General features: G+C 66.0%; 11 protein-coding genes, 1 other RNA gene and 1 pseudogene. 8 read left to right on the top strand and 5 right to left on the bottom strand.

The window, feature by feature from the left end; all coding sequences use genetic code 11:
* The first annotated feature begins 158 nt into the window (after nucleotides 1–158).
* On the top strand, nucleotides 159–521 hold the full coding sequence (locus KBW98_RS06835; RefSeq protein WP_211519376.1) for a hypothetical protein: 363 nt from the start codon (nucleotides 159–161) through the stop codon (nucleotides 519–521).
* A 12-nt stretch (nucleotides 522–533) separates the two neighbouring features.
* Here the strand turns inward: KBW98_RS06835 and KBW98_RS06830 are convergent, their stop codons facing one another.
* Together KBW98_RS06830 and KBW98_RS06825 are read right to left on the bottom strand one after the other, a co-directional pair.
* Complete coding sequence (locus KBW98_RS06830; protein WP_211519375.1) at nucleotides 534–3,257, bottom strand: alpha-1,6-glucosidase domain-containing protein; 2,724 nt, start codon at nucleotides 3,255–3,257, stop codon at nucleotides 534–536.
* A gap of 114 nt (nucleotides 3,258–3,371) precedes the next feature.
* Nucleotides 3,372–4,982, bottom strand: a pseudogene (locus KBW98_RS06825) (oligopeptide:H+ symporter); the annotation flags it as partial.
* A 241-nt stretch (nucleotides 4,983–5,223) separates the two neighbouring features.
* Between KBW98_RS06825 and KBW98_RS06820 the strand changes: the two are divergent.
* Both KBW98_RS06820 and KBW98_RS06815 read left to right on the top strand, forming a co-directional pair.
* Nucleotides 5,224–6,861 carry an alpha-glucosidase gene (locus KBW98_RS06820; protein WP_211519374.1) on the top strand — a complete coding sequence of 546 codons (1,638 nt, stop codon included), beginning with the start codon at nucleotides 5,224–5,226 and terminating at the stop codon, nucleotides 6,859–6,861.
* On the top strand, nucleotides 6,861–8,717 hold the full coding sequence (locus KBW98_RS06815) for a glucokinase (protein WP_211519373.1): 1,857 nt from the start codon (nucleotides 6,861–6,863) through the stop codon (nucleotides 8,715–8,717). The genes KBW98_RS06820 and KBW98_RS06815 overlap by 1 nt, the downstream gene beginning before the upstream one ends.
* A 140-nt stretch (nucleotides 8,718–8,857) precedes the next feature.
* Here KBW98_RS06815 and KBW98_RS06810 read toward each other — a convergent pair whose 3' ends face one another.
* The 3 genes from KBW98_RS06810 to groES all read right to left on the bottom strand — a co-directional run bounded on the left by KBW98_RS06810 (nucleotide 8,858) and on the right by groES (nucleotide 11,482).
* Nucleotides 8,858–9,325, bottom strand: a complete 468-nt coding sequence (locus KBW98_RS06810) for a hypothetical protein (protein WP_211519372.1) — start codon at nucleotides 9,323–9,325, stop codon at nucleotides 8,858–8,860.
* 172 nt (nucleotides 9,326–9,497) lie between these two features.
* Nucleotides 9,498–11,144 (bottom strand): chaperonin GroEL, encoded by a 1,647-nt coding sequence (gene groL / locus KBW98_RS06805; RefSeq protein WP_211519371.1) that lies wholly within the window; start codon nucleotides 11,142–11,144, stop codon nucleotides 9,498–9,500.
* Between the two features lie 47 nt (nucleotides 11,145–11,191).
* The gene (gene groES / locus KBW98_RS06800; protein ID WP_211519370.1) at nucleotides 11,192–11,482 is read right to left on the bottom strand and encodes a co-chaperone GroES; all 291 of its coding nucleotides are present in this window, start codon (nucleotides 11,480–11,482) and stop codon (nucleotides 11,192–11,194) included.
* A 342-nt stretch (nucleotides 11,483–11,824) separates the two neighbouring features.
* On the opposite strand from groES, the gene KBW98_RS06795 reads away from it, so the two are divergent.
* From KBW98_RS06795 to KBW98_RS06775, 5 genes are all read left to right on the top strand, one after another.
* A complete protein-coding gene (locus tag KBW98_RS06795; protein ID WP_211519369.1) occupies nucleotides 11,825–12,067 on the top strand; it encodes a hypothetical protein in 243 nt (80 codons plus the stop codon).
* On the top strand, nucleotides 12,064–12,375 hold the full coding sequence (locus KBW98_RS06790; protein WP_211519368.1) for a cell division protein ZapA: 312 nt from the start codon (nucleotides 12,064–12,066) through the stop codon (nucleotides 12,373–12,375). Before KBW98_RS06795 ends, KBW98_RS06790 begins: the two co-directional genes overlap by 4 nt.
* Nucleotides 12,376–12,420: 45 nt before the next feature.
* A non-coding RNA gene (gene ssrS, locus KBW98_RS06785) (6S RNA) lies at nucleotides 12,421–12,602 on the top strand.
* A gap of 87 nt (nucleotides 12,603–12,689) precedes the next feature.
* Nucleotides 12,690–13,160 (top strand): EVE domain-containing protein, encoded by a 471-nt coding sequence (locus KBW98_RS06780; RefSeq protein WP_211519367.1) that lies wholly within the window; start codon nucleotides 12,690–12,692, stop codon nucleotides 13,158–13,160.
* A complete protein-coding gene (locus KBW98_RS06775) occupies nucleotides 13,160–13,957 on the top strand; it encodes a sulfite exporter TauE/SafE family protein (protein ID WP_211519366.1) in 798 nt (265 codons plus the stop codon). The genes KBW98_RS06780 and KBW98_RS06775 overlap by 1 nt, the downstream gene beginning before the upstream one ends.
* Nucleotides 13,958–13,962: the final 5 nt, after the last annotated feature.

The raw sequence follows: 13,962 nt of genomic DNA, 5'->3' as shown, positions 1-13,962 counted from the left end.
GGCAAATCCTGGACAAGTCGGGATGGACCAGCCTAGCGCCGGATTGCCGGACTGTCCATGACAAATGGATACATATGGTGGGCGCTGCAGCGGTGCGTCATCCGCCCAGGCCTTCTGTTAAGGTTTTGGCATGCGCACATCACCGTAGAGGAGCCGGCATGGAACGATACCTGGTCGTTTTCCGAGGGGCGACCGTCGACGAGGCGGAAGGCCCGCAACACGATACCGTCCGCTGGGACGCCTGGTTCAACGGCCTGGGCTCGGCCCTGGTCGACCGCGGCGGCCTGGCGCGCAGCAGCGTCGAGGTGCCGAGCCGCCTGCGCGGCCCGAAACTCAACAGTGCTTCGCTTTCCGGCTACGCCATCATCGCCGCGCCCGACTTCAACGAAGCGGTGCGGCTGGCCGAGGAGTGTCCGATCTTCGACGAGAAGGGATCGGTCGAGATCGCCCGGCTGATCGAGGGCCAATCGACGCCGGCCCAGGCCGACCCGGGCCGGATCCAGCCGGTCGCGCCGGGCTGAACCAACGCTCCCTTACTCCGCCACGAACACCACGGCCGTGCGCGGCGGCACGGTAAAGCTGCCGCTTGCGCTGTCGAAGCGCGCTTCCTTCGCGCGCTGGTCGGCCGCGCCCGGCGCCAGGTGCACCGGATGCAGGCGCAGGCGCTTGCCGCGCAGGGCCTCGTCCGTCACCGTGTGGGCCGCCTTGTCCACGTTCACCAGGTAGCTGAGACCGGCGAAGCGCGCGCCCGGATAGCTCTTGCCGTCCAGCCAGGCCGCCAGCACGGTGGCTTCCTGCTGCGGACCCGTGTTGAAGAAGCGCAGGCGCTGCACGATGTCGTCGCTGGTGCGCAGGCGGAACAGGGTCGAGCTGGCGCGGATCTTCAACAGGTCGCGGAAGGCGTCGCGCGCGAAGGCGATGTCGGCCGGCGAGGGCTTGATCGCGGCATTGGCCAGGTAGGGCTTGAGCAGGGCCCAGTCCTTGCCGTTGTCGTCCGCCGGCGGCAGGCCGGTGCCGAAGTAGTTGTCCTGGTAGCTCCAGTCGATGCGGTTGAACCAGTCGCCCGAGTTGAAGCTGTTGCGGTCCAGGGACTTGGAACGCAAGGTGTCGATGCCCGCGTGGTAGTAGGCCACGCCCTGGCTGAAGGCGTTGATCGCCATGCCCAGCACCTGCACGCGCGCGCGTTCCGCCGCCGGCGTGTCGCTAGGTAGCTTGAGCACGTTGATGTCGAACAGGGTCTGGTTGTCGTGGTTCTCGACGTAGTTGACCACTTCGCCCGGCTGGCTGGCATAGCCGGCCGGCTGGTTGCCGTAGGCGATCTCCTGCATCGGGCGCACCCGGTCGTCGAAGGTGCGCAGCGGGTAGGGACGCACCGAGCCGGCCAGGCCGACGCGGATCAGGTCCGCCGCGCGCAGCAGGTCGGCTTTCGGGTGCTCGGCGCCCAGCGCGTTGGGATCGTAGACCAGGCCGTTGATATAGCCCTGGCGGCGCACCATGGCCTCGCCCGAGTCGCCGGCCGAACCGCCGCGCACGGCGTCGCGCGCGCGGTCGCTGAAGGTGCCGATGCCGGAACCGTTCAGCGACAGCTGCGAGGCCTGCACGAAGCGCGCGCCGTCCGCCACCTCGCCGAAGTTCCAGCCTTCGCCGATCAGCTGCACGTGGCGCCCCGCGGCCTGGTCGACGCGCTGCTGCAGGCGTTCCATGGCCGCGCGCGGCTGGTGGCCCATCAGGTCGAAGCGGAAGGAATCGATCTTGTAGTGGCGGGTCCAGAGCACGGCGGAGTCGATCATCAGCTTGGCCATCATCGTGTTCTCGGTCGCCGTGTTGTCGCAGCAGGTCGAGCGCTCGATCGCTCCGAGAGCATTCAGGCGGTGGTAGTAGCCGGGCACGATGCGGTCCAGCACCGACTTCTCGTTCTGGCCGGCGATGAAGGTGTGGTTGTACACCACGTCCGTGCCCACGCGCAGGCCGGCCTTGTGCAGGTCCATCACCATCTGGCGGAACTCGATCACGCGGCGCGCGCCGTCGAGCGGGTCGCTGGCGTAGCTGCCTTCCGGCGCATTGTAGTGGTAAGGATCGTAGCCCCAGTTGAAGCAGTCCGTTTCGGCTGTCTTGCGCACCAGGGCCTGCTGGCTTTCGCCGTCGGGCGCGCCGGAAGGCTGCGGCACGGCGCAATCCTTTTCCGGCACGCTGCCCAGGTCGTAGACCGGCAGCAGGTGGATGTCGGTCAGGCCGGCCTTGGCCAGGGCCGCCAGGTGCCGCATGCCGTTCGACTGCGTCTCGCCGAAGGCGGTGTACTTGCCGCGCTTCGCTTCCGGCACGCTCGGGTCGTTGATCGAGAAGTCGCGCACGTGCAGCTCGTAGATGACCATGTCGGTCTGCGCCTTGACCGTGTTCGGCGCGCGCGTCTTGTCCCAGCCTTTCGGCTTGAGCTTCGGGGAAGCCAGGTCGGCGATGTAGCTGCGCTTTGAATCGGTGGTCAGGCTGACGGAATACGGGTCGGTGACGAGGTTGCGCACCACGCCCATGCCGTCGACCACGACGTCGACCGCGTACTTGTAGTAGCGGCCGGACAGGTCGCGCCCGAACTGCGCGCTCCAGGAGCCGGTGCGGGCGTCCAGTTTCATGTCCTGCACGGCGCTGGCGCGGCCCGTGGCGCTGTCGTAGGTGCAGACGGCGACCTGTTGCGCGGTCGGGGCCCACAGCTTGAATGCGGTGCGCTTGGCGGACGGCGTCGCGCCGAGGTCGGCGATCTTGTCGGCCGCGGCATACAGGTCGTCGAGGGCGCCCGCCACCTGGATGCGGGTGGCGCTGCGCACCGTGCCGTCGGGGGCTTCGTGCACCAGCACCAGCTGTTCGCGGTGCAGGGCGGGCAGCTTGCCCAGGTCGGCCTCGCGCACCGTCAGCACCGGGCCCGAGCTCACGTACTTGAAGCGCTCGGCGGCGGCCTTCGGGACCGGGATCGCGGCCACTTCCAGCTGCAGCGCGCCGGATGCCCCTTGCACCTTGGCGCCGGGCTGGGCGACGATGCTGGCCGTGAGCGAGTGGTAGAGCCGGTAGCCGCCCTTGAGCGAGGTGCCAGGCCAGCGGATCATGTGGCGGTCGAGCCAGACGGCGCGGGCGTCCAGGGTGGCGCTGGAGGCGTGCAGGACCTGCTGGAAGGAGGGGTTGTCGCAGGCTTCGAGCGGGACGGCGGCGTGGGCCGCGGAGGACAGCGCGAATGCGCAGAAGAGGGCGTAGCGAAGTTGTTGGCTCATGTAGGGTGGACGGGTCCCCCGTCCACGCGTTCAAGCGGCCGGGGCATTGCCGTCATCAGGAATGATTTGGAAGCGGGTTGAACGCGTGGACGGCAGAGCCGTCCACCCTACGGTTTACGCTGCGGCGCCGCGATAGTGGTCCACCATCTTGTACCGCGTCGCGTACCATCCGAACATCGCCGCCGCCAGCAAGGCGAAGGCGGCGAAGAAATACATCTGGAAGGCGATCACGCCCACGCCCGAATTCTCGATATGGGCGATCACCGCGTCGTTCTTGACGCCCGCGTTCACGATCAGCACCCACAGGTTGCCGACCGTGACCGCCAGGTACCACAGCGCCATGATCACGCCCTTCATCGAGGCCGGGGCCTGGCTGTACGCGAATTCCAGGCCGGTGGCCGAGACCAGCACTTCGCCCAGGGTCAGCAGGGCGTAGGGCAGGATCTGCCAGGCGATCGAGACCGGGTCGCCGGCGTCGAGCTGCACCTGCAGGTTGCCGACCACCACCCAGGCCGCCGCCGACAGGGCGATGCCGGCCGTCATGCGGCGCAGCGGGGTCGGCTCGAGGCCGATGGCGCGCAGCAGCGGGAACAGGGCGAAGTTGTTGAAGGGGATGAGCAGCATCACCAGCAGCGGGTTCAGGGCCTGCATCTGGGCCGGGATGATGGTGAAGCTGTAGCCCAGGAGGCTGACTTCGTTGCTCATGGCGTTGGCCTGCACGATCCAGGTCGAGGCCTTCTGGTCGAACAGGGACCAGAACGGCGTGACCAGGCCGAACACGATCAGGATGCGCAGCACGGCGCGCACGCCGTCCACCGCCTCGCCGGGATGCTGGCCACGGGCGCGCTCCAGCTGCATCGAGGCGCCGATGCCCACGAACGCCAGCAGGAACACCAGGGCGGTGCAGGCGGCGATCACGAAGCCCCACTTGGGCGTCATGGCCAGCGAGAACAGGGCGGCCAGCGCACCGATGGCGGCCACCACCAGGCCGGGGCGCCCCTGGCCGGGCTGCCGGGCCAGCAGGGCGGTGCGCACCACGCGCAGGAAGGAATGCGGATTGCTCGGCGCCGGCGGCACGTGCACGTACTTGCGCTTGCCGCTCCACAGGATCATGGTGGCGATGAACATCAGGATGCCCGGGATGCCGAAGGCCACCGAGGGTCCGTAGTCGCGCAGGAAGATCGGCATCAGGAGCGAGGCGAAGAAGGAGCCGAAGTTGATGATCCAGTAGAAGGCGTCGAACACGACCTTCGCCTTGTCCTTGTTGGTCTTGTCGAACTGGTCGCCCACGAAGGAGGCCACCAGGGGCTTGATGCCGCCCGAGCCGAAGGCGATCAGGAACAGGCCGAAGTAGAAACCGTTGACGCTGTCCTCGAACAGGGCCAGGCAGGCGTGGCCGGCGCAGTAGATCAGGCTGAACCAGAAGATGGTGTTGTACTTGCCGTAGTAGCGGTCGGCCAGCCAGCCGCCCAGCAGCGGGAAGAAATACACGCCCATCATGAAGGTATGGAACACGTGCTTGGCTTCGCCGGTGCGCTCGGACTCGGCCACGAACAGCAGCAGGGTCGAGATCAGGAAGGGCGTCAGGATGTTGCGCATCCCATAGAAGCTGAAGCGTTCGCAGCCTTCGTTGGCGATGATGAAGGGGATCTGGCGCGGCATGCGCCCGGCGCCGCTGATGGCGGCGGAGGTGGCTGGTGAAGTCATGGCTTCGTTTTCCCGTTGTGCGAAACAGACGCGATCCTATGCCGAGGCTGAGCTACTTTGCAATAAAAATATCTTGCCGCCATGTTGTTAGCCTGGATGTTACGTAGTTTAGTTACGAGCAAGTTGTTGCGTATATGCAAAGAAAATTTGCAAGTCTTTGAATATGAACGAATAAATGACTAAAGCGGCTCCGGATCTTGAATTGTAAAGTTTTCTTTCATCCTGTATATTGGCTAACATTTCCCACCGGACCTCAGCCATGACCCAGACTTCGCAAAGCAATCCGAACTGGTGGCGCGAAGCCATCATCTACCAGGTATATCCCCGCAGCTATCTCGACACGAATGGCGACGGCGTGGGCGACCTGGCCGGCATCACCGAGAAACTCGACTACATTGCCAGCCTGGGCGTGGACATCGTCTGGCTGTCTCCCTTCTTCAAGTCGCCGATGAAGGACTTCGGCTACGACATCGCCGACTACTGCGACGTCGATCCGCTGTTCGGCAACCTGGCCGACTTCGACCGCCTGGTGGCCAAGGCGCACAGCCTGGGCCTGAAGATCATGATCGACCAGGTGATGTCGCACACCGCCGACACGCATCCCTGGTTCGTCGAGAGCCGTTCGAGCCGCGACAATCCGAAGTCGGACTGGTACGTGTGGGCCGACCCGCTCCCGGACGGCAACCCGCCCAACAACTGGCTGTCGGTGTTCGGCGGCTCGGCCTGGCAATGGGATACCCGCCGCAAGCAGTACTACATGCACAACTTCCTGGTCAGCCAGCCGCAGCTCAACTTCCACAACCCGGCGGTGCAGCAGGCCCATCTGGACGCCCAGCGCTTCTGGCTCGAGCGCGGTGTCGACGGCGTGCGCATGGATGCCTGCGTGTTCCACTTCCACGACCGCCAGCTGCGCAGCAACCCGCCGGCCCTGGTGCGCGACACCTCGACCGTCACCGACGTCAATCCCTACGGGATGCAGGCCCATATCTACGATAAGACCCAGCCCGAGAACATTGCCTTCCTGCAGCGCGTGCGCGCCCAGCTGGACGAATTCAAGGCGGTCTCGATCGGCGAAGTCAGCTCGGACGACGCGCTCCAGCAGATGGCCGAGTACACCGAAGGCGGCGACAAACTGCACATGGCCTACAGCTTCAACCTGCTCACGCCGGTCTTCACGGCCGCGCATATCCGCAAGCAGGTCGAGGATTTCAACGAGCGAGTGAAGGATGGCTGGGCCTCCTGGTCGGTCGGCAACCACGATGCGATCCGCGTCATGACCCGCTGGGGCGGTCCCGATGCCACCCCGGCGCTGGCCAAGCTGGTGCTGGCGATGCAGCTCTCGCTCAAGGGCACGCCCTGCCTCTACCAGGGCGACGAGCTGGCGCTGCCCGAAGCCGACGTGCCCTACGAGCTGCTGCAGGACCCCTACGGCATCACCTTCTGGCCCGAGTTCAAGGGCCGCGACGGCTGCCGCACCCCGATGCCCTGGACCGCCGAGGCGCCGAACGCCGGCTTCACCAGCGGCAAGCCCTGGCTGCCGGTGGCCGAGCCGCACCGCGCGGCCAACGTCGAAGCCCAGGACAAGGACCCGGATTCGATGCTGAACTTCCAGCGCCGCTTCATCGCCTGGCGCCGCGGCATGCCGCAGCTGACCCGCGGCGAGATCGCCTTCTTCGACGCGCCCGAGCCCATCCTGGCGCTGCGCCGCGAGGTCGCAGGGATGGACAGCGTGCTGGCCGCCTTCAACCTGTCGAATCGCGAAGTCAGCTTCGACTGGCCCGAGAGCGCCCATGCCACGCTGCTGGATACCCACGGCCTGCCTGGCCAGGCCAGCGGCGGCAAGGTGACGCTGCCGCCTTACGGCGCCTGGTTCGGCGCCCTTCCGGCGAGCCGCTGATGGGCGGCCCGCCGCGCGTGGACCAGGACCCGGACAAGTTCGCCCGGGCTGCCTTCGCGGACGGTCCGCGCCTGCTGGCCGATATCGGGGCGACCCATGCGCGCTTCGCGCTGCAGACCGCGCCGGGCCAGTTCCGCGCGGTGAGCGTACTGCGCTGCGACGATTTTCCTGGCATCGTTCCGCTGCTGCGCCACTACCTGCGCGACCACGCGGAGCTGAAACTGCACCACGCCGCCTTCGCGGTGGCGAACCCCATCAGCGGCGATTTCGTGCGCATGACCAACCGCGCCTGGGAGTTCTCGACCGACGCCGTGCGCCGCGAGCTGGGGCTGCAGACCCTCCTGATCGTCAACGACTTTACCGCGCTGGCCATGGCCATCCCCGGCTTCGCGCAGGAAGACCTGATGCAGGTGGGGCAGGGCAAGCCGGCCTCGAACGCCGTGATCGGCGTGCTGGGCCCGGGCACAGGCCTGGGCGTGTCGGGCGTGATCCCGACCGCCGACGGTTTCGTCACCCTGGGCTCGGAGGGCGGCCACGTGAACTTCGCGCCGGCCGACGAGCGCGAGTTCGCGATCCTGCAATATGCGTGGCGCGAGTGGCGCCACGTCTCGAACGAGCGCCTGATCTCGGGCCCGGGCATGGAGATCATCTACCGCGCCCTGGCCCAGCGCAACGGCGTCGACGCGCCCGCGCGCGACCCGGCCGCCATCGTGGCCGGCGCGCTGGAAACCGACGATCCGCTGTGCCTGGAGGTGCTGGAATGCTTCTGCGGCATGCTGGGCGGGGCGGCGGCCAACCTGGCGGTGACCCTGGGCGCCTTTGGCGGCATCTTCATCGGCGGCGGCATCGTGCCGCGCATGGGCGAGTGGTTCCTGCGCTCGCCCTTCCGCGCGCGCTTCGAGGCCAAGGGGCGCTTCTCGACCTACCTGGCGGACATCCCGACCTACGTCATCACCACGCCCAACCCCGCCTTCCACGGCGTGGCGACCATCCTGGCCGAGCACCTGCGCGGCAGGAGCGGCGCCAACACCCTGATGGAACGCATCCAGCAGCTGCGCCACGAACTCTCGCCGGCCGAGCAGCGTGTCGCCACCCTGGTGATCGAACAGCCGCGCATGGTGCTCAACGAGCCGATCGCCGAGATCGCGCGCCTGGCCGACGTGAGCCAGCCGACCGTGATCCGCTTCTGCCGTTCGCTGGGCTTCCAGGGCCTGGCCGAGTTCAAGCTGAAGTTCGCCTCCAGCCTGACCGGCTCGATCCCCGTGCGCCACAGCCAGGTGCGCACCAGCGACAGCACCCACGACCTGTCGGCCAAGGTGATCGACAACACGGTGTCGGCCATCCTGCGCTTCCGCGACCAGCTCGACGTGCGCTCGCTCGACCGCGCGATCGAACTGGTGAGCAAGGCGCGGCGCGTCGAGTTCTACGCGGTGGGCAATGCGCGCGCGGTGGCGCTGGACGGGCAGCACAAGTTCTTCCGCTTCCGGATCCCGACGGCGCTGTATGGCGACGCGCACCTGTTCAAGCTGGCCGCCGAGCTGCTGGGGCCGGGCGACGTGGTGATCGCGGTATCAAATTCAGGGAATGTGCCCGAGCTGCTCGAGGCCGTCGACGCGGCGCGCGCGGCGGGCGCCGACGTGATCGCGATCAGCAACAGCCAGTCGCCGCTGGCGCGCAAGGCGAGCGTCTGCCTGGCGGTGGATCACGCGGAGGACAGCAGCAGCTTCCTGTCGATGATCTCGCGCATCCTGCAGTTGCTGCTGATCGACATCGTGGCGGTGGGGATTTCGGTGGATGGGCAGCATGGGCAGGGTGGGGAGCCGCACCGGCTGCTCATTTCGCACCTGGATAGCTAAGAGGTAGCGCTCGCTGTAGGGTGGGCGGGTTTCCCGCCCACGCGGTGATAGTTAGCCGTTCCGGTGTCGCGCACGGGCCGGCATACGTTGGTTGAACGCGTGGACGGCAGAGCCGTCCACCCTACAGCCACCGTTCCCGATCAATCCGCGCTCTTCAACTCCACCCGCTTGATCTTGCGCCGCCACTCCTGCAGGCTGAGCAGCTTGTCCGTCTCCACATCCTCGACCAGGATCTCATCCCCGCTCTGCGCCACCAGGAAGCTCTCGCGCCGGCGCACGTCCTCGGCGCGGTTCTCCACGAAGGTCAGCTGGTAGTATTTTTTTCCGTTGATCTCGCGTGGAATCGGATCGTCTTCGATCACCGCCCCATGCGCCTTGCCGCCGGAACGCTGCTCGATCTGGTTCGACCAGGCCTTCAGCTCGGGCAGCGCCAGCAGCGAGCCCATGGCCTGCTCCTTGGTGCGGACCACCGGCGCGGCGGGCTGCTCGGCCGCCGGCTTGGCCGGCTCCTTGCGCTCGGCGCGCTTGCAGCCGGCGACAGCGCAGGCCAGCGCCAGCGAAACGAACAGCAGGCGCAGGGAAGGAGAAACAGCGGCGGGATGGGACATGGCGGGCCTCGTGAGGTGACGCGGTCATACTAAACCAAGCGTGTTCGCCCGGCAACAGCTGAGCTCGCCGCCAGCCGGATGCACAAACAAAAAGCCCGCAAGGCGCGAACCTTGCGGGCTTTTTCGTGTGGAGGACGGCGCGGTCGCCCGCGCCAGGCCGCCGGGGGGGCAATTACATCATGCCGTCCATGCCGCCCATGCCACCCATGCCGCCCATGCCGCCCATGCCGCCGGCCGGCTTGTCTTCGACGACTTCCGAGACCATGCAGTCGGTGGTCAGCATCAGGCCGGCGATCGAGGCTGCGTTCTGCAGCGCCGAGCGGGTGACCTTGGCCGGATCCAGCACGCCCATTTCGACCATGTCGCCGTAGGTGCCGTTGGCGGCGTTGTAGCCGTAGTTGCCGGTGCCGGCGATCACGGCTGCGACCACGACCGACGGCTCATCGCCGGCGTTCTGGACGATCATGCGCAGCGGCTCTTCCATGGCGCGCAGGACGATCTTGATGCCTGCGTCCTGGTCCGGATTGTCGCCCTTGATGTCCAGCGACGAACGTGCACGCAGCAGGGCCACGCCGCCGCCCGGGACGATGCCTTCTTCCACGGCGGCGCGGGTGGCGTGCAGCGCGTCTTCCACGCGTGCCTTCTTCTCTTTCATCTCGACTTCGGTGGCTGCACCGACGCGGATCACGGCAACGCCGCCGGCCAGCTTGGCCACGCGCTCTTGCAGTTTTTCGCGGTCGTAGTCCGAGGTCGCTTCTTCGATCTGGACGCGGACCATCTTGACGCGCGCTTCGATCGCTTCAGCCGAACCTGCACCGTCGATGATGATGGTGTTTTCCTTGCCGACTTCGATGCGCTTGGCCTGGCCGAGCTCCTGCAGGGTGACCTTTTCCAGGGTCAGGCCGACTTCCTCGGCGATCACCTGGCCGCCGGTCAGGATGGCGATGTCTTCCAGCATGGCCTTGCGGCGGTCGCCGAAGCCCGGGGCCTTGACGGCGACGGTCTTCAGGATGCCACGGATGTTGTTGACCACCAGGGTCGCCAGGGCTTCGCCTTCGATGTCTTCGGCGATGATCACCAGCGGACGGCCGGCCTTGGCCACTTGCTCCAGCACCGGCAGCAGGTCGCGGATGTTCGAGATCTTCTTGTCGCACAGCAGGACGAACGGGTTCTCGTGGACGGCGACTTGCTTGTCCGGGTTGTTGATGAAGTAGGGCGACAGGTAGCCGCGGTCGAACTGCATGCCTTCCACGATGTCCAGTTCGTCGTTCAGCGACTTGCCGTCTTCGACGGTGATGACGCCTTCCTTGCCGACTTTTTCCATCGCCTCGGCGATGCGCTCGCCGATCGAGGTTTCCGAGTTGGCCGAGATGGCGCCAACCTGGGCGATTTCCTTCGAGGTGGTGGTCGGCTTGGCGATCTTCTTCAGTTCTTCGACGGTGGCTGCGACGGCCTTGTCGATGCCGCGCTTCAGGTCCATCGGGTTCATGCCGGCGGCAACGAACTTCATGCCTTCGCGGACGATGGCTTGTGCCAGCACGGTCGCGGTGGTGGTGCCGTCGCCGGCGTTGTCGCTGGTCTTCGAAGCGACTTCCTTGACCATCTGCGCGCCCATGTTCATGAGCTTGTCCTTGAGTTCGATCTCTTTGGCGACCGAGACGCCGTCCTTGGTCACGGTCGGGGCGCCGAACGAGCGCTCCAGCACGACGTTGCGGCCTTTCGGGCCCAGGGTGACCTTGACCGCGTTGGCCAGGATGTTGACGCCTTCGACCATCTTGGCGCGCGCTGCGTCGCCGAATACTACTTCTTTAGCTGCCATGTTCTGACTCTCCGAATGAATTCGTGAATATATCTAAGGGGGGAGGATTACTGGGCCACGACGGCCATGATGTCTTCTTCGCGCATCACCAGCAGCTCTTCGCCGTTGACCTTGACGGCCTGGCCGGAGTACTTGCCGAACAGCACGCGGTCGCCGACCTTCACTTCCAGCGGACGGACCTGGCCGTTATCCTGCACCTTGCCGTTACCGATGGCGAGCACCTCACCCTGGTCCGGCTTCTCGGCGGCTGCATCAGGGATGATGAGGCCGGATGCAGTTTTGGTTTCCTGGTCGAGACGCTTCACGATTACGCGATCGTGCAGAGGACGAAGGTTCATGCAAAACTCCTTATATTTCAGTGGTTTGACTAGCTATCAATTGCCGCCGCATCCAGGTTTTCCCCGGCTTGCGTCGGCTGCAAAGAGTTGTTAGCACTCTCTACTAACGAGTGCTAATTATAGGGACGATAAGTACCCATTTCAAGCCACAGTGTGGCTTGTTTAACTGATCTTTTTGCGATATCACAATTTAATGGAGGGATTGCCCCTCTGGCGGGGCAGTGGCGGCCTGACCAGCGGGGCAGGGTACACCCGCGCAGGGTTTCACGCCGCACGGGTGCCAGTTGCCATTTTCACAGCGATTCGGTTGACTGAAAATCCATCTCGGTCCTATAGTGTCGAATGATTTCCGAATTCCAAGACCTCTCAGACAAAATCGACCGGCTCGCCCAGCTGACCCAGTCGTTGCGCGCCGAGAACTACCTGCTGCGCCAGGCCAACCACTTGCTGAGCGTCGAGAACGTCTCCTTCAGGGACCGCCTGCTGGAAGCCCAGCGCCGGCTCGAGGCCCTGATCGGACAGCTGCCTCCGCCGCCCGGCGAGGACGGCGAAGGCGCCGCCGACGAGAGCGAGGCCACCCAATGATCCATCTCGACGTCACCATCATGGGCCAGCCCTACCGCCTGGCCTGCCGCGAAGGCGAGGAGCGCACCCTGCGCGAAGCGGTCCATTACCTCGACGGCAAGATGTGCGCGCTGCGCGATTCGGGCAAGGTCAAGGGCACCGACCGCATCGCGGTCATGGCGGCCTTGTCGGTCGCCGCCGAATTCCTGTCGGTGAAATCGCCCCAGGGTCCGCTGTCGGACATGTCCATCCTCGAAGTCAAGCAAAAACTGGAAGCGATGCACACGGTGCTGGATAAGGCGCTCTCGCCGCAGGAAAATCTGTCCTGATGGCCGAAACCGTTTGACATGCCGGGCCAAGGGAGTAAACTGCGCTCTACCCTGCGGTGTTCGAGATTTGCCATATATTCCTTGAACCATTCTTACGCATAGGTTGTGGAACACGTTCGATGGGCGTGAGCGTCGCTAGTCCGACGAACCCGAAATTGATCTGACCGCGACCACCTTGAACCGTTCTGGTTCGGGATGCCGGCAGAAACGGCACAGGCGGGGCACAGATACAGGCGGTTGCGCACTTCGGTTCGCAACCGTTTTTTTTTTTGCGCGCCCTCGGCGCGTTTTGTTTTGTTTGTTGTGGAGGCGCGATGCGCTATTGGCTGATGAAATCCGAACCCGACGAGGTCAGCTTCGACGACGTGCTGGCCGCGCCGCAGCGGACCGTGGCCTGGTTCGGCGTGCGCAACTACCAGGCGCGCAACTTCATGCGCGACGCCATGTCGGTTGGCGACGGCGTCCTGTTCTACCACTCCAGCTGCGCGGTCCCCGGCGTGGCCGGCATCGCCGAAGTGGCGAGCACGCCGTATCCGGACGCGAGCCAGTTCGACCCGGCCAGCAAGTACCACGATCCGAAGGCGAAGCAGGAGGAACCGCGCTGGATCTCGGTCGACGTGCGCGCGCTCGAGGCGGGACGCTACCTGCCGCTGTCCGAACTGCGCGCCCAGCCCGCGCTGGAGGACATGGTGCTGCTGCAGAAGGGCAGCCGCCTCTCGATCTCGCCGGTCACGGCGCAGGAGTGGAACACCATCGTCGCCCTGGTGCGCGGCAAGGGAGCGTGATGGACATCCCGCTGATCCTGGCCCTGCTGGCGATGGGCGCCTTCGGCGGCTTCGCCGCCGGCCTGCTCGGCATCGGCGGCGGCATGGTGCTGGTCCCCTTCATCACGATGATCTTCACGGCGCGCGGCATCGCGCCGGAGCTGGTGGTGCACATGGCGATCGCCACCTCGCTCGCCACCATCCTGTTTACCTCGCTGTCCTCGATGCGCGCGCACCAGGCCCACGGCGCGATCCTGTGGCCGGTGGTGAAGCTGCTGGCGCCCGGCATCCTGGTGGGCTCCTGGATCGGCCCCTGGATCGGCAAGCAGATGAACGCCTCGGTGCTGGCCGCCTTCTTCGGCGTGTTCGTGGCTTTCTCGGCGACGCAAATGCTGATCGGGAAAAAGCCCGCCGGGACGCGCGAGCTGCCCGGTACGCCCGGCATGTTCGCGGCGGGCGGCGTGATCGGCGTGCTGTCGGGGATCGTCGGCGCGGGCGGCGGCTTCATCTCCGTGCCCTTCATGACCTGGTGTAACGTGCGCATCCACAATGCGGTGGCGACCAGCGCGGCGCTGGGCTTCCCGATCGCGCTCTCGGGCACGCTGTCGAACATCTATTGGGGATGGGGCGAGGCGGGGCTGCCGGCGTATTCGCTCGGCTTCATCTACCTGCCGGCGCTGGCCATCATCGTGCTGGCCAGCGTGAGCATGGCGCCGCTGGGCGCGCGCACCGCGCACAGGATGCCGGTGCGCCGGCTGCAGAAGATCTTCGCGGTGATCCTGTACGCGCTGGCGGCCTATATGTTCTGGAAAGCCTGAACCGA

The sequence above is a fragment of the Massilia sp. ST3 genome (assembly GCF_018119405.1).
Classification (GTDB): Bacteria; Pseudomonadota; Gammaproteobacteria; order Burkholderiales; family Burkholderiaceae_D; genus Telluria.
Note: the sequence above shows the minus strand (reverse complement) of the source record. Positions and strands in the feature narration are given on the sequence as shown.